We start from the raw sequence: 15,031 nt of genomic DNA on the forward strand, positions 1-15,031 counted from the left end.
GCGGGCCCGCGGTTAGACTCGCGGCGCTCGAAGGGGGTCCTGTGCGAATCGGAGGGAAGGCGGTCGCGGGCATCGCGGTGGTGCTCGCCGTGATCGCCCTGCCCGCCGTGCCGGCCGTCGCCGAGGACTATCCGACGTGGGACGAGGTGCAGTCCGCGAAGGCCGACGTGACGAGCCGCGAGGCCGAGGCGTCGCGGATCACCGCGTTCGTCGACGAGCTCGAGGCCGAGGCGGGACGCCTGGGGGACGCGGCAGTCGAGGCCGCCGCGGCATCCGCTGCGGCCGAGGCGGCACGCGCCGCCGCGGAGACGCGAGCCACCACCATGCGCGCGGAGGCGGACGCGGCCACGGCCGAGGCCGAGGCATCCGCCGCTCGTCTCGGGCGGGTCGGCGCGGTGCTCGCTCGTTCGGGCGGAGCCGACGTTGGACTCCGGCTCCTCTTCGACGACGGCAGTGCCTCCGACCTCCTCATGGGCCTCTCCCGCGCGGCGCAGCTCGCCGACCTCTACGGCGGGGTCGCGGCGCGGGCGAAGGCCACACGGGCGGATGCCGCGGCGTTGAGCGGGCAGGCGGACGTCGCCGAGTCCGAGCGCACCCGGCTCGCCGCCGAAGCCGTCGCGGCCGCCGACGCCGCCGAGGCCGCGCACGACGCGGCCGAGGCCCGCGTGATCGAGCAGCAGGGCGTGCTCGACACGCTCTACGCCCAGCTCGCGAGCCTGCGCGACCGCACCGTGGAGCTCGAGCGGCAGTACCGGATCGGCGAGCAGGTGGCGCAGGAGCAGGCCGCGCGTGAGGCCGCGGCCGCTGCCGCCGCCGCGGCGTCGAACGGCGGCGACGTCGGCGCACCTCCGCCCGGCGTCGTGGTCGACCGAGCGGCGGCCAAGGCCTACGCCGCGAGCCGCATGGGCGCGAACGGCTGGGGCTCCGACCAGTTCCGGTGCCTCGACCTGCTATGGACGCGGGAGTCGAGCTGGCGGGCCGACGCGTACAACGCCTCGAGCGGGGCGTACGGCATCCCCCAGTCGCTGCCCGGCAGCAAGATGGCCAGCGCCGGCGCCGACTGGCGCACCAACGCGGCCACGCAGATCGACTGGGGCCTCGGGTACATCGACGCTCGGTACGGCTCGCCGTGCGCCGCGTGGGCGCATTCCGAGGCGGTCAACTGGTACTGACGGCGACGCCGCGTCCGCGACGGGCCCGACGGCAGTCCAGACTGGTACGGATGCGCGACCAGGACGAGCTCGAGGTGTTCCGCCGGCACGGCGCGGAGGGCGTGCTGCTGCTCGGCGGCGGCGCGGCGCTGCTCCTGCAGCTCGCCGACCCCCGGGTCGCGCACGGCGTGGTCCGCCACAGCGACTTTCGCTCGCGTCCCCTGGATCGACTGTTCGGCACGCTCGACTACATCTACGCGGTGGGATTCGGCGACGAGGAGACCGTGCGCGCCGCGGTGCGGGCGGTCAACGCCGCGCACGTGCCGGTCCGCGCCGCCGCGGGCGAGGGTCGCCCGGCCTACAGCGCCTTCGACGCGGACGCGCAGCGCTGGGTGGCCTCGACGCTCGCGGCCGTGGCGCTCGACCTGCGGGAGCGGCTCTGGGGTCCGGTCGACGAGGCGACGGGTGACGCGATCGTGCGCGGCTACGCCGCCGTGGGCCACCACCTCCAGGCGACCCGCGAGGGGTGGCCGGAGACCCGGGCCGAGTTCGATGCGTGGTGGGCCGATCGCGCCGAGCGGCTGGCGGTGGGCGACGAGGCGCGTGCGGTGGCGCGGGCGCTGCTGTCGCGGGAGGCCGGGTTCCCCGCGGGCGCGACCACGCTGCTCGCGCCCGTGCGACTCCTGACGGCGGCGCTCCTCCCGGCCGCGGTCCGCGAGGCGTACGGCTTCCGCTGGACCGCGCGCACCGAGCGCGTCGCGAACGGGTGGCTCCGCGGGATCGGGGTCGTCTGGCTCATCCTCCCCCGGGCCGTGCGGCACGCCCCGATGCGCGCATCACTCCGGCGCACGAGGCGCCGCATTCGCTACGCTGGCCTTGAGCACCGAGGACGACGATGACCCAGCCAGCACCGCACCGGAACGAGCCGCTCGACAGCATCGATCGGCGCATCGTCGCGGAGCTCAGCCGGGACGGCCGCCTCTCCGTCCGCACCCTCGCGGAGCGCGTGCACATCTCCCGCACCGCCGCCCACAACCGCGTGCAGCAGCTGCAGAAGCGCGGCGTCATCACGGGCTTCGGCGCGCAGATCGACCGCAAGGCGATCGGCCTGAACATCTCGGCGCTCGTGGTGGTGCGCATCGGCGAGGTGTCATGGGAGCAGATCGCCGCGAAGCTCGCGACGCTCCCCTTCGTCGAGAAGGTGCAGGCCGTCTCGGGCGACATCGACATCATGCTCACGGTGAGCGCGCCCGACCACGAGCAGCTCAGCCAGGCCATCCTCCGCGACATCCACGACATGCCCGGCGTGGTGTCCACGAGGTCGCACCTGATCCTCGCCGAACTCGACGGACATCCGCCCGCGCAGACCCTGGACATCTGGCGCACCTGAGGGCCCTCACCGCGGACGAACGGCAACCGTTTCACGCTGGCAGTGCCGTTCGTTCACGCTTGTCCGGGACGCCCAGCGAGCGCCCCCGGATGGGCGGACGATTGGCCGTATGAGCCTCAACGTCGAGCACCACAGCGTCCGCGCACTCCCGTCCGAGAAACCGATCCGGCTGCTCGACAACGCCGGCCACGCGGTGCACGGCGCGGCCGCCGGGGGCTTCGACCTTCCCGACGTCGAGACCCTCGTCGAGCTGTACCGGCGCATGGTCGTCGCACGTCGCTTCGACGTCCAGGTCACCGCCCTCACGAAGCAGGGCCGACTCGCGACGTATCCCTCCGCGTACGGACAGGAGGCGTGCGAGATCGGCGCGATCTCGGCGATCGAGGCGCGCGACTGGTTCTTCCCGACGTATCGCGACAGCATCGCCCTGCTCACGCGCGGCATCGAGCCCGGCGACATCCTCGCCTCGTTCCGCGGGGACTGGCACAACGGCTACGACCAGCACGCCCACCGCTCCGCCTCGCAGGCGACGCCGCTCGCGACGCAGGCGCTGCACGCCGTTGGGCTCGCCCACGCCGCCCGCCTGCGCCAGGACCCGATCGTGACGATGACGTACCTCGGCGACGGCGCGACGAGCGAGGGCGACGCGCACGAGGCGTTCAACTTCGCGGCGGTCTGGCAGACGCCCACCGTCTTCCTCATCCAGAACAACGGGTTCGCGATCTCCACGCCCGTCTCGCGGCAGACTCGTGCGGCCACGCTCGCCGACAAGGCCGTCGGCTACGGCATGCCCGGCTACCACGTCGACGGCAACGACGTCGCCGCGATGTACGCCGTCACCCGCGCCGCCGTCGACCGCGCCCGCTCCGGCGGCGGTCCCACCCTCATCGAGGGCCTCACCTACCGCATCGAGGCGCACACGAACTCCGACGACCCCACGCGATACCGTCACTCGCGCGACGTCGAGCACTGGAAGCGCCGCGACCCGATCGAGCGCCTCGAGAAGTACCTCGTCTCCGAGGGTGCGCTGAGCGAGTCCGCGCGTGCCGAGATCGCGGATGCCGCTGAGGCCGTCGCCGCGCACGCGCGCGAGGTCATGACCGCCGAGGCCGAGCTCGACCCGCTGGAACTCTTCGACCACGTCTACGGCCGGGAGCGTGCCTCCCTCCTCGAGCAGCGTGCGCGCCTCGAGGCCGAGTTGGCCGACGCCGCGATGCACGCCGCCGACCACGCCGGAGCCGCCCGATGACCGCGACCTCGACCAAGCCCGACGCGCCCGAGGCATCCGCGCCCACGCAGCTCACGATGGCCGGCGCGCTCAACGCCGCGCTTCGCGACGCGATGGAGGCCGACGACCGCGTCGTCGTCTACGGCGAGGACGTCGGCCCGCTCGGCGGCGTGTTCCGCGTCACCGACGGACTGCAGGCGCGCTTCGGGGAGGACCGCATCTGGGACGCGCCGCTCGCCGAGTCGGGCATCGTCGGCACCGCGGTGGGCATGGCCATGTACGGCATGCGCCCGGTCGTCGAGATGCAGTTCGACGCGTTCAGCTATCCCGCGTTCGAGCAGATGGTCTCGCACGTCGCGAAGATGCGGAATCGCACGAAGGGCCGGATGACGCTGCCCATGGTCGTGCGCATCCCCTGCGCCGGCGCCATCGGCGGCGTCGAGCACCACTCCGACTCCTCGGAGGCGTACTGGACGTCGACGCCCGGACTCACGGTCGTGATGCCCTCCAACCCCGCCGACGCGTACTCGATGCTGCGCGAGGCGATCGAGAGCGACGACCCGGTCGTGTTCATGGAGCCGAAGAGCCGCTACTGGTCGAAGGCCGAGATGTCGCTGCCCGTGCGCACGGCGCCCATGGACCGCGCCGTCGTGGTGCGCGAGGGCACCGACGCGACCCTGCTCGCCTACGGGCCGACCGTCCGCACCGCCCTCGAGGCGGCCGATGCCGCCGCGGCCGAGGACCTGTCGATCGAGGTCGTCGACCTCCGCAGCCTCTCCCCGTTCGACGACGAGACCGTCGGGGCATCCGTACGCAAGACCTCGCGGGCGGCCGTGATCCACGAGGCCGCGCAGTTCGGCGGCTACGGCGCGGAGGTCGCCGCCCGGGTGACCGAGCGCAACTTCCACTGGCTCTCCGCGCCCGTGCTGCGCATCACCGGCTTCGACATCCCGTTCCCGTCGCCGAAGCTCGAGGAGTACCACCTGCCGACGCCCGACCGCGTGCTCGCGGCGCTCGACTCGTGGGAGTGGGACGACTGATGGGCCGCGACTTCATCCTCCCCGATCTCGGCGAGGGCCTCACCGAGGCCGAGGTCGTCGCCTGGCTCGTCGCGCCGGGCGACGAGGTCGGCATCGACCAGCCGGTCGTCGAGCTCGAGTCCGCGAAGTCCGTGGTCCAGCTGCCCACGCCGTTCGCTGGTGTCGTCGAGACGCTGGGCGGCGAGGTCGGCCAGGTGCTGCACGCGGGCGACGTGCTCATGACGCTCGCGCCGGTCGGCGCCGAGGTCGCGTCGGATGCCGCGCCGGCGGTCGAGGCGTCCACGGATGCCGCGCCGGCGCCGGTGGCCGCCGAGCCCGGCATCGCCGTGCCCACCGAGGCCGCCTCGGAGGAGTCGGGCGCCGTGCTCATCGGCTACGGCACGAAGGCGACGACCGCGACGAAGCGCTCCGCCGCGGCGCCGACGCGGTTCGGTCGCCGGCGTCGCGGGGCCGGAACGGGCTCCGGCGCCTCAGGTGGTCCCGCCAACGCGAGCCGCACCGCGACCGGCCCGGCGCCCGCACGCCTGGACCCCGCTCGCCGCTCCCCCGTCGTCTCCCCGATCGTGCGCCGGATCGCGCGCGATCACGGCTTCGACGCGAGCCAGCTCGACGGCTCGGGCCCCGATCACCTCGTGATGCGCCGCGACGTCGAGGCGTACGTGCAGGAGCTCGAGGGCGCGACGACGGCGGCACCGGAGGCGATGCCCGCCGCCGAGCCGACAGCGCCCATGCGCGAGCCCGCGGCATCCGCTGCCCCGGCCCCCGAGCCGGCCGGCGATCGCCGCGTGCCGCTCGACCGCATGGGACGCGCCGCCGCCGCGCACTTCTCGCGGTCGCGCCGCGAGATCCCGGAGGCGACCGTCTGGATGGACGTCGACGCGACCGAACTCCTCGCCGCGCGCCGGCAGCTGCAGGAGGCGACGGGCGAGCGCTTCGGCGTCACCGCGATCGTGGCGCGATTCGTCGTGGCCGGGCTGGCGCGGCATCCGCTGCTCAACTCGAGCTTCGACGCCGAGCGCGAGGAGATCGTGCTGCACGGCGACGTGAACCTCGGCATCGCCGCGCAGACACCGCGCGGCCTGCTCGTGCCCGTCGTGCACGGCGCGGGCCGGATGTCGCTGCGCGAGCTGCGGGACGCGATCGGCTCGCGCAGCGAGGAGGCGACCTCGGGCGCGTTCCCGCCGTCCGCGCTCACGGGCGGCACGTTCACGCTGAACAACTACGGCACGCTCGGCGTCGACGGCTCCGCGGCGATCATCAACGTCCCCGAGGCGGCCATGCTCGGCATCGGGCGCCTCGTCGAGCGGCCGTGGGTCGTCGACGGCGCGTTGGCCGTGCGCACCGTGACCGAGCTCACGCTCTCGTTCGACCACCGCGTCTGCGATGGCGCGGAGGCCGCGGCCTTCCTCACGTTCGTTGCGCGCTGCATCGAGCGTCCGGTGTCGGTGCTCGCCGACCTCTAACCTTCGACGGCTGCCCGAGACCGCGCGACGGTCACCGGGCAGGCGGATGCCGCGGCGCCGGGCTCGAGGCGGCCGCCGCGGCATCCGTCGATCTGGGGATCAGAAGAAGTCGTCGGGCGTGCCCGCGGCGCGCTCGACGTCGCGCGTGCTCTCGCTCGCGGCCCTGAGCTTCGCCACCGCGACGCGCAGCCCGGACTCCATCTGCGCGGCCCACGAGTCGGAGTCGCGGGCGGCCGACTCGGCGGCACGCGCACGCGCCTCGGAGGCCTCGGCGGCGCTGCGGGCGTCGGCGACCTGTCGCAGGGCGAGTGAGATGCCGTAGTAGGCGGCGACCATCGTGGCGATGGGCGCGGCGATCACCGCGAGCGCGCTGATCGCGGCGCCCGTCGGGCTGAACGCGATGAGGAGGGCGAACGCGAGGAAGAGCACGACGATGCCCACGAGCACCACGAGCATGAAGCGCAGGTCGCGACCCCACACGCGCGAGGGCGAGCGGGGCGACGAAGCGCCGCCCGACTCGGGCTGGGGACCCGTCTGCATCACGACGGTGTCGTCGGGCTGCTGGGCCGGATACCCGCCCTGCGCCCCCTGGTCGACGATCTGACGTGAGTACGCGTCGGTCATGGCTCCCCCGCTTCCCGTGCATTGCCGGACCCCCCAATTGTGGGTCGGCCCGGCGAAGCGGTCAAGGAAGCGCGCCGCCCGAGGTCGGCTCGCGTGTCAGGCTGCCGCGGCCTCCGCGAGGCCCCGCTCGATGACCGCGATCACCGCGGGGTCGTCGGGCTGCACGTTCGGGCGGAATCGGGCGACCTCGCCGTCGGGCAGCAGCACGAACTTCTCGAAGTTCCAGGTGACGCGGCCGGCCTTGCCCGCGGCATCCGGCACCTGGGTGAGCTCGACGTAGAGCGGATGCCGCTTGCGCCCGTTGACCTTCACCTTCTCCATGAGCGGGAAGGTCACGCCGTACGTCATCGAGCAGAACGACTTGATGTCGTCGGAGCTGCCCGGCTCCTGGCCGGCGAACTGGTTGCAGGGGAAGCCGAGCACCGTGAGCCCGCGGTCGCCGTACTCGCGCTGCAGTGCCTCGAGCTTCTCGTACTGGGGCGTGAGCCCGCATCGCGACGCGACGTTCACCACCAGCACGACGCGGTCGTCGTACTCGGCCAGGGTCGTCGTCTCGCCGTCGATGGTCGTGAGCGGGATGTCTCGGAGGGTCACCGTTCGAGCCTAACCCGGGTTCGCTGGACGTCTGCGCAGCCCCGGAGACGACGATGGCCGGCGCTTCCGCGACCGGCCATTCCGTGTGATTGGTGGATCTGAGGGGACTCGAACCCCTGACCCCCTGCATGCCATGCAGGTGCGCTACCAGCTGCGCCACAGACCCGTGCGCCCCGTTCGGGGCAACGAATTGAGCTTACACCAGCCGGGCCTCTCCGATGAAATCGAGCGGTGCTCGGTCGACGTATGCCGCGGATGCCGCCCGCTCAGTTCGCCGTGCTGCCGCTGCCCGCCGCGAGCAACGGCGCCACCGGCAGCACCGGGCAGTCGAGCCAGAGGCGCTCGAGGCCGTAGTAGAGCCGCTCCTCGCGGTGGAAGACGTGCACGACGAGGTCGCCGAAGTCGAGCAGGACCCATCGTCCGGCATCGTGGCCCTCGCGCCGATGGGTCTTGGCGCCCGCCTTGCGGAGCACGTCCTCGACCTCGTCGGCGATCGCGATGACGTTGCGTTCGGACGTGCCGGTGACGATGAGGAACACGTCGGCGAAGGGCAGCGGCACCGACACGTCGAGGGCGACGAGATCCTCGCCGCCCTTCGAATCGGCCGCGCGCGCCGCGAGGGCGAGCGAGTCGAGTGCCTGGTCGGATGCGGTCATAGGCTCACTTCCGGTTGCTGGTGATGACGCGGCCGATCAGAACAGGCCGGCGACCGCGCCGATGATGAGGGTGGCGACGACGCCGAGCGCGAGCACGCCGGCGGTGACGGCGAGCACGAGCGGAACGTTCATGCCCTCCTTCTTCGGCGGCGCCATCATGGCGCGTGCGTTGTTCTGGGTGCTGATCGCCCGCGTGGCCGCGACAGGGGCGCCGACGCCCGCACCGTCCTCCACCTGGTCGAACAGGCGGTCGACGTCGGAGGAGTCGATCTGGCTGGGGTGCACGCCCGTCGCGCCGAAGCTGCGCGGCAGGTCGATCGAGCCGGTCACGATCACTTCGCCGCTCTTCGCGAGTGCGTCGCTCATCGGGCCCTGGTCGGGCAGGCTCGGCAGGATGAGGGCGTTCGTGGTCGTGGGGACGCCGTGGCTGATGCCGCCGCGCGAGAGCAGCTGGTCGAACGGCTCGGCACGCTCGATGGGGGCGTCGAGCTGCGACGTCCAGTGCCCGACGGGCTTCGGCGCGGCCGCGGGCTCGTCGGCGATCGCGGAATCGGCGACCTGGTGCGGCGCGGGCGAACGCGTCGGCGTCGAGGCCTGGCCGAACGGGTTCGACATCGCACCGGGTACGGGCGCGGGCGCCGCCGGCGCGGCCGCGGGTGCCTGGGCGGCCGGGGCCTCGGTCTCGAGCTCGTCGAAGATGTCGAGGTCGTGGAACTCGCCGGCCGCATGCGCGTCGAGCATCGCCCGCAGCTCACGGCGCGTGAGCGTGCGCTCGGGGGTCGACGGCTCGGGGAACGGCTCCTGCCGCGGCGGCGCGGCGGCGGTGGGATCGAACTGCACCGGGAACGCGCTCTCAGGCGTGCCGGACGGCGTCACGACCGCACCACCGAAGGGCGACGACGGCTCGGAGAACCCGCCAGCCGGCCGTGGCGCGATGTAGTCGGTCTGCGGCGGCGCCGGCACGGCCTTCGGCGCCTGCGGCGGCACCTGGGACTGCGGCGGAACCTGCTGCTGCGGGGGCGGCGCCTGCTGCGGCGGCGGGGCGGGCGCGGCCTCGGGGGTCGACGAAGCCGCCTGCTGCTCGAGCAGGCGTTCGCGTTCTCGCATCTCTCGCCGCGTCAGCGGCGGTTCCTGCGACGACGTCATGCGACACTCCGATAGAGGTGGTGCTTGGAGATGTACTGGACGACCCCATCAGGCACCAAGTACCACACCGGGAAACCCCGGCGTACCCGGTCTCGGCAGTCGGTCGACGAGATCGCCAGTGCCGGGACCTCCAGCAAGCTTACGTCCTGCTCGGGTAAACCCGAAACGGACAGGTCGTGTCCCGGACGACTCACAGCCACGAAGTGGGCGAGCTCCCAGAGCTCCTCCACGTCGCGCCAACTGAGGATCTGGGCGATCGCGTCGGCTCCCGTGATGAAGAACAGCTCCGCGTCGGGGCGCTCGCGACGGATGTCGCGCAGGGTGTCGATCGTGAACGTCGGCTTGCCGCGATCGATGTCGACGCGGCTCACGGTGAAGCGCGGATTCGACGCGGTCGCGATGACCGTCATGAGGTAGCGGTGCTCGGCCGGGGTGACCACCGACTTGTACGTCGGCTCCCCAGTCGGCACGAACACGACCTCGTCGAGCCCGTACGACTGCGCGACCTCGCTGGCCGCCACCAGGTGGCCGTGGTGGATCGGGTCGAACGTGCCGCCCATCACGCCGATGCGTGGTCGACTGCTCCCGCCCGTCATGGCGCGAACGCTCGCTCAGTGGCCGCCGTGCTCGCCCCCGCCGTGGCGCGCCGCGTAGGCCGCGGCCTTCGCCCGGTGACGGTTGGCGACGTCGCGGTACGACGCCGCGACGAAGGCCAGGGCGGCGAAGATGATGAGCGCCACGAGTCCGTAGACCCAGGGCTCCACGGGGAGCTCCCTCGCGTGCACCGTCTCGGCCAGTACCGTGCCGGTCAGCACTGCGGTCGTGAGGCTCATTCGCCGTTCCTTTCGATCCTGCGGGTGTCGCTCGTGACAGTCTAGCGAGGTCAGGCGCGCACGTGACCGGCGCCGCGCACGATCCACTTCGTGCTCGTGAGCTCGGGCAGGCCCATGGGCCCGCGGGCATGCAGCTTCTGGGTCGAGATGCCGACCTCCGCGCCGAACCCGAACTCCGCACCGTCGGTGAACCTGGTCGACGCGTTCACCATGACCGCGGCGGCATCCACCTCGTTCAGGAAGCGCTCGGCGTTGCCGAGGTCGTTGGTGACGATCGACTCGGTGTGCTTCGTCGAGAAGCGGCGGATGTGGCGCAGCGCGTCGTCCATCGAGTCGACGATGCCCACCGAGAGGTCGAGGCTCATGTGCTCGGTCGCCCAGTCCTCGTCGGTCACGGGCACCGTCTCGGGCCGCAGGGCGCGCACGCGCTCGTCGGCATGAACGGTGACGCCGGATGCCTCGAGCCGGTCGAGCACGGCCGGGAGGAGCCGCTCGGCCGCGTCGCGGTGCACCAGCAGGGTCTCGAGCGCGTTGCAGACGCTCGGCCGCTGGACCTTCGCGTTGTGCACGAGCTCGACGGCCCAGTCCTCACGGGCGGACGCGTCGAGGAACATGTGCACGACGCCCGCGCCCGTCTCGATGACGGGCACCCTCGCCTCGTCGACGACGGCGCGGATGAGCCCGGCGCTGCCGCGCGGGATGAGCACGTCGACGTAGTCGCGGGCCTGCATGAGGTGGCGCGCGCCGGCGCGGCCGAAGTCGTCGACCGTCTGGACGCCGTCGGCGGGCAGGCCGACGGACTCGAGCGCGTCGCGCAGCACGCCGACGAGCACGCGGTTGGTCTGCTCGGCGGCGGTGCCGCCGCGGAGCACGACCGCGTTACCGCTCTTCAGCGCGAGCACGGCGATGTCGATCGTCACGTTGGGGCGCGCCTCGTAGATCGCGCCGACGACCCCGAGCGGCACGCGCACCTGGTCGATGCGGACGCCGTTCGGAAGCGAGCGACCGCTCACCGTGTCGCCGATCGGATCGGTGAGCGCGATGACCTCGAGCACGGCGTCGGCGAGGGAGCCGACCCGACGCTCGTCGAGGGCCAACCGGTCGAGGAGTCCGCTGGAGAGGCCCGCCTCGCCGCCCGCCTCGAGGTCGAGCGCGTTGGCGGCGATGATCTCGGCGGTGCGCTCGCGGAGCAGGACGGAGACGCGCTCGAGCGCGGCATCCTTCTCGGCCGTCGTGGCGCGCGCGAGCCGGTACGACGCCTCCTTCGCGGCGGCCAGCCGCGCATCGATCACCGTCGTGTCGAGATCGGGGTGCTCCATGGCACCAGCCTAGGCGAGCTGGGACTACGCCCCGGCCGTGTGACGCAGGGGGGCCGCGTCGAACCAGGTGCCCACCTCGCCGCCCGTGAGGGCCTGCGAGACGAGCGGCGTCGCGGTGATGAGCACCGCGGCGCCCGACTCCGCCGCGATGCGCGCAGCCGAGACCTTGGTCTCCGCTCCCCCGGTGCCGACGCCGGCCCGGCCGATCGACCCGATCTCGACGCCGGCGAGCGGATCGCCGAACGCCACGTGGTCGATGCGCTCCGCGCCGTCGAGGTGCGGGGGCTTCGTGTAGAGCGCGTCGACGTCGGAGAGCAGCACGAGCAGGTCGGCGCCGATGAGCTCCGCCACCATCGCGGCGAGCCGGTCGTTGTCGCCGAACCGGATCTCGTGCGTCGCCACCGTGTCGTTCTCGTTGACGATGGGCAGGATGCGCAGGGCGAGGAGCCGGTCCATCGCGCGCTGGGCGTTCGAGCGAGGGGTGGCGTGCTCGAGGTCGCCCGCGGTGAGCAGCACCTGGCCCGCGACGATGCCGTAGCGGTCGAGCGAGTCCTGGTAGCGGAACACGAGCAGGTTCTGCCCCACGGATGCCGCAGCCTGCTGCGTCGCGAGGTCGGTGGGCCGTTCGTCGAGCCGGAGGTACGGCATGCCCGTGGCGATCGCGCCCGACGAGACGAGCACGACCTCGGTGCCGCGCTCGTGCGCCGCGGCCAGGGCGTCGACGAGCGGGCCGATCTGTCCCGCGTTCTCGCCGCTGATGGACGACGAGCCCACCTTCACGACGATGCGACGGGCGTTCGGGATGTCGGCGCGCGTGCGCGGGGTCACCGGTCGTCGTCCTCCGTACCGGGCTCGGCGGGCCCGATCGCGTCCTCGTCGCCGGCCGCCCAGAGACCGGCTTCGCGCTCGCGCTGCAGCTCGGCGCGGGCCTCGGCCTTGGCGTCCATGCGCTCGTGGTACTCGCTGCGGCGCTCGGCGCGGGTCGCGCGACGGTTGTCGTCGAGGCGCACGTCGGTGCCGCGCGGGGCCGTGATGAGCTCGGCGGTCGAGGTGAGCGTCGGCTCCCAGTCGAAGACGACGCCCGAGCCGGGGCCGATCACGACGGTCGAGCCGGCGACCGCGCCGGCGCGCACGAGTTCGTCCTCGACGCCGAGGCGGGCGAGCCGGTCGGCGAGGTAGCCGACGGCCTCGTCGTTGGTGAAGTCGGTCTGCGCGACCCAGCGCTCGGGCTTCGCACCCAGCACGCGGTAGATCGTGCCGTAGCTGCCGCCCTCGGGGCGCACGACGAACCCGGCCTCGTCGACGGCCTTCGGACGCATCACGATGCGCTCGGGTGCGGGCGCGGCGGCGGCGGCCGCACGCGCCTCGTCGACGAGCTCGCCGAGCGCGTAGCCGAGCTGGCGGAGGCCCTCGTGGCTCACGGTCGAGATCTCGAACACGCGATAGCCGCGCGCCTCGAACTCGGGTCGCACGAAGTCGGCCAGCTCGCGGGCCTCGGGCACGTCGACCTTGTTCAGCGCGATGAGCTGCGGGCGGTCGAGGAGCGGCACCTGGCCCTCGGGCACCGGATACGCGGCGAGCTCGCCGAGGATCACGTCGAGGTCGCTGACGGGGTCGCGACCGGGCTCGAGCGTGGCGCAGTCGATCACGTGCAGGAGCGCCGAGCAGCGCTCGACGTGGCGGAGGAACTCCAGGCCCAGGCCCTTGCCCTCGCTCGCGCCCTCGATCAGGCCGGGCACGTCGGCGACGGTGTAGCGGTGGTCGCCCGCCTGCACGACGCCGAGGTTCGGATGCAGCGTCGTGAACGGATAGTCCGCGATCTTGGGCCGTGCGGCCGAGAGGGCGGCGATGAGGCTCGACTTGCCGGCCGACGGGAAGCCGACGAGCGCGACATCCGCGATGGTCTTCAGCTCGAGGCCGACCTCGCCCTCGTAGCCGGGCGTGCCGAGCAGCGCGAAGCCGGGAGCCTTGCGCTTGGTGCTCGCGAGGGCCGCATTGCCGAGGCCGCCGAGGCCGCCGGGCGCGACGACGAAGCGCATGCCGGGCTGGTCGAGGTCGGCGAGCTCGACGCCCTCCTCGTCCTTCACGACCGTTCCGACGGGCACCGGGAGCTCGAGCGTCTCGCCGGCGGCGCCGGAGCGGTTGTCGCCCATGCCGGGCTGCCCGTTGTCGGACGACCGGTGCGGCCGCCCGTGGTACGCGAGGAGGGTCGTCACCTGGGGGTCGGCGACCAGCACGATGTCGCCGCCGTGTCCGCCGTTGCCGCCGTCGGGGCCGGCCAGCGGCTTGAACTTCTCACGGCGCACCGACACGCAGCCGTTGCCGCCGTGGCCGGCGCGCACGAACAGTGTCACGCGGTCGACGAAGCTGACCATGCGGCAGCCCTCCTAGTGCTCTGGAAAAATGCGTGAGGGCGAGCCGAAGCCCGCCCTCACACGACCGATCGGTCGACTATTCGCCGGCCGCCACGATGTTGACGACCTTGCGGCCGCCCTTGGTGCCGAACTGCACGGCGCCGGCCTCGAGCGCGAAGAGCGTGTCGTCGCCACCGCGACCGACGCCCGCACCCGGGTGGAAGTGGGTGCCGCGCTGGCGGACGATGATCTCGCCCGCGCCGACAACCTGACCGCCGAAGCGCTTCACGCCGAGGCGCTGCGCGTTCGAGTCACGACCGTTGCGAGTGGAGCTCGCTCCCTTTTTGTGTGCCATGTCTGCTTCTCCTTGCGGGCCGCTGCTACTTGATGCCGGTGATCTTGACGCGCGTGAGCTCCTGACGGTGGCCCTGGCGCTTCTTGTAGCCGGTCTTGTTCTTGAACTTCTGGATCACGATCTTGGGACCGCGGAGGTCGTTCAGGACCTCGGCCGTGACCGTGATCTTCGCGAGCGACTTGGCGTCGGAGGTGATCTTGTCGCCGTCGACGAACAGGACCGGCGTGAGCTGGACGTTGCCGTCCTTGTCCGCCTTGATCCGGTCCATCGTCACGATGGTGCCGACTTCGACCTTCTCCTGCCGACCGCCGGCGCGCACTACTGCGTAAACCACTACTCGTACCTATCTCTGGGGAGCCGGGGCTCCATAGCTGCATGGGGATGTCACTGCGCGGGACCCCAGCGGGAAGGAGGGTCGTCACTGCCAGAAAACTGTGCGGGCACACCGGGATAAGCGGTGGCACCAGCGGTCGAGTCTACCGGATGCCCCGGGGACGGTCAAACGCGCGCCGCCCGGCGCGTCGAACGACCCGGCGCGTAGGATCGGGCCCATGACCGTGCTCATCGACACGCCGCTCTGGCCGAAGCACGGCACGGTCTGGGCGCACCTCGTGAGCGACCGCTCGATCGCCGAGCTCCGGGCCTTCGCCGAGGGCAACGGGGTTCCGTCACGCGCCTTCGACCTCGACCACTACGACGTCCCCGTCGAGCGGTGGGACGAGCTCGTCGCCGCGGGCGCCGAGCCCGTCTCCCCGCGCGAGCTGGTGCGCCGCCTGGCCGCGAGCGGCCTGCGGGTCACGCCGCGCGAGCGGCACGGCCGGGACGGCCCCGAGCGGCACCACCGCTAGCGGCGCGAGCGCCGCCGCGGGGACCGCCCG

At 72.7% G+C, this 15,031-nt stretch carries 18 protein-coding genes and 1 tRNA gene; 7 read left to right on the top strand and 12 right to left on the bottom strand.

All coding sequences use genetic code 11. The annotated features are described in order from the left end of the window. Positions 1-41 precede the first annotated feature (41 nt). The 6 genes from ACFVN5_RS09330 (at position 42) to ACFVN5_RS09355 (ending at position 6,272) form a co-directional block, all read left to right on the top strand. Positions 42-1,172, top strand: coding sequence for a hypothetical protein (locus ACFVN5_RS09330; protein WP_376954757.1), 1,131 nt, complete (start codon positions 42-44; stop codon positions 1,170-1,172). Positions 1,173-1,222: 50 nt separating this feature from the next. Further along, positions 1,223-2,050, top strand: coding sequence for an oxygenase MpaB family protein (locus ACFVN5_RS09335; protein WP_376954759.1), 828 nt, complete (start codon positions 1,223-1,225; stop codon positions 2,048-2,050). Next, on the top strand, positions 2,047-2,541 hold the full coding sequence (locus tag ACFVN5_RS09340) for an Lrp/AsnC family transcriptional regulator (RefSeq protein WP_148734963.1): 495 nt from the start codon (positions 2,047-2,049) through the stop codon (positions 2,539-2,541). The genes ACFVN5_RS09335 and ACFVN5_RS09340 overlap by 4 nt, the downstream gene beginning before the upstream one ends. Positions 2,542-2,650: 109 nt before the next feature. Further along, positions 2,651-3,790 carry a pyruvate dehydrogenase (acetyl-transferring) E1 component subunit alpha gene (gene pdhA / locus ACFVN5_RS09345; RefSeq protein WP_376954760.1) on the top strand — a complete coding sequence of 380 codons (1,140 nt, stop codon included), beginning with the start codon at positions 2,651-2,653 and terminating at the stop codon, positions 3,788-3,790. After that, complete coding sequence (locus ACFVN5_RS09350) at positions 3,787-4,809, top strand: alpha-ketoacid dehydrogenase subunit beta (RefSeq protein ID WP_376954761.1); 1,023 nt, start codon at positions 3,787-3,789, stop codon at positions 4,807-4,809. The genes pdhA and ACFVN5_RS09350 overlap by 4 nt, the downstream gene beginning before the upstream one ends. Next, a complete protein-coding gene (locus ACFVN5_RS09355) occupies positions 4,797-6,272 on the top strand; it encodes a dihydrolipoamide acetyltransferase family protein (protein ID WP_376954762.1) in 1,476 nt (491 codons plus the stop codon). The genes ACFVN5_RS09350 and ACFVN5_RS09355 overlap by 13 nt, the downstream gene beginning before the upstream one ends. Positions 6,273-6,371: 99 nt before the next feature. On the opposite strand, the gene ACFVN5_RS09360 is transcribed toward ACFVN5_RS09355, so the two are convergent. From ACFVN5_RS09360 to rplU, 12 genes are all read right to left on the bottom strand, one after another. After that, on the bottom strand, positions 6,372-6,896 hold the full coding sequence (locus ACFVN5_RS09360; protein ID WP_376954763.1) for a hypothetical protein: 525 nt from the start codon (positions 6,894-6,896) through the stop codon (positions 6,372-6,374). A 96-nt stretch (positions 6,897-6,992) separates the two neighbouring features. After that, positions 6,993-7,490, bottom strand: coding sequence for a glutathione peroxidase (locus tag ACFVN5_RS09365; protein WP_376954764.1), 498 nt, complete (start codon positions 7,488-7,490; stop codon positions 6,993-6,995). Positions 7,491-7,580: 90 nt separating this feature from the next. Then, a tRNA-Ala gene (locus ACFVN5_RS09370) sits at positions 7,581-7,656 on the bottom strand. Positions 7,657-7,756: 100 nt separating this feature from the next. Continuing rightward, positions 7,757-8,146, bottom strand: a complete 390-nt coding sequence (rsfS, locus tag ACFVN5_RS09375) for a ribosome silencing factor (RefSeq protein ID WP_376954765.1) — start codon at positions 8,144-8,146, stop codon at positions 7,757-7,759. Between the two features lie 36 nt (positions 8,147-8,182). After that, positions 8,183-9,253: a hypothetical protein gene (locus tag ACFVN5_RS09380; protein WP_376954766.1), complete on the bottom strand. Its 1,071-nt coding sequence runs from the start codon at positions 9,251-9,253 to the stop codon at positions 8,183-8,185. Positions 9,254-9,288: 35 nt separating this feature from the next. Further along, on the bottom strand, positions 9,289-9,888 hold the full coding sequence (nadD, locus tag ACFVN5_RS09385; protein WP_376954768.1) for a nicotinate-nucleotide adenylyltransferase: 600 nt from the start codon (positions 9,886-9,888) through the stop codon (positions 9,289-9,291). Positions 9,889-9,903: 15 nt separating this feature from the next. Beyond that, on the bottom strand, positions 9,904-10,125 hold the full coding sequence (locus tag ACFVN5_RS09390) for a hypothetical protein (RefSeq protein WP_376954770.1): 222 nt from the start codon (positions 10,123-10,125) through the stop codon (positions 9,904-9,906). A 50-nt stretch (positions 10,126-10,175) separates the two neighbouring features. Beyond that, positions 10,176-11,444 (bottom strand): glutamate-5-semialdehyde dehydrogenase, encoded by a 1,269-nt coding sequence (locus ACFVN5_RS09395; RefSeq protein WP_376954771.1) that lies wholly within the window; start codon positions 11,442-11,444, stop codon positions 10,176-10,178. A 24-nt stretch (positions 11,445-11,468) separates the two neighbouring features. Continuing rightward, entirely contained in the window at positions 11,469-12,272 is an 804-nt protein-coding gene (gene proB / locus ACFVN5_RS09400; RefSeq protein WP_376954772.1) for a glutamate 5-kinase, read from the bottom strand. Continuing rightward, positions 12,269-13,819: a GTPase ObgE gene (gene obgE / locus ACFVN5_RS09405; RefSeq protein ID WP_376954773.1), complete on the bottom strand. Its 1,551-nt coding sequence runs from the start codon at positions 13,817-13,819 to the stop codon at positions 12,269-12,271. The genes proB and obgE overlap by 4 nt, the downstream gene beginning before the upstream one ends. Before the next feature lie 76 nt (positions 13,820-13,895). Beyond that, the gene (rpmA, locus tag ACFVN5_RS09410; RefSeq protein WP_376954774.1) at positions 13,896-14,153 is read right to left on the bottom strand and encodes a 50S ribosomal protein L27; all 258 of its coding nucleotides are present in this window, start codon (positions 14,151-14,153) and stop codon (positions 13,896-13,898) included. A gap of 25 nt (positions 14,154-14,178) precedes the next feature. After that, positions 14,179-14,487, bottom strand: coding sequence for a 50S ribosomal protein L21 (gene rplU / locus ACFVN5_RS09415; RefSeq protein WP_148734950.1), 309 nt, complete (start codon positions 14,485-14,487; stop codon positions 14,179-14,181). Between the two features lie 217 nt (positions 14,488-14,704). Between rplU and ACFVN5_RS09420 the strand changes: the two genes are divergently transcribed. Further along, positions 14,705-15,001 (top strand): DUF4031 domain-containing protein, encoded by a 297-nt coding sequence (locus ACFVN5_RS09420; protein WP_376954775.1) that lies wholly within the window; start codon positions 14,705-14,707, stop codon positions 14,999-15,001. Positions 15,002-15,031 lie beyond the last annotated feature (30 nt).

Source organism: Agromyces sp. NPDC057865 (assembly GCF_042796995.1).
Lineage (GTDB): Bacteria > Actinomycetota > Actinomycetes > Actinomycetales > Microbacteriaceae > Agromyces.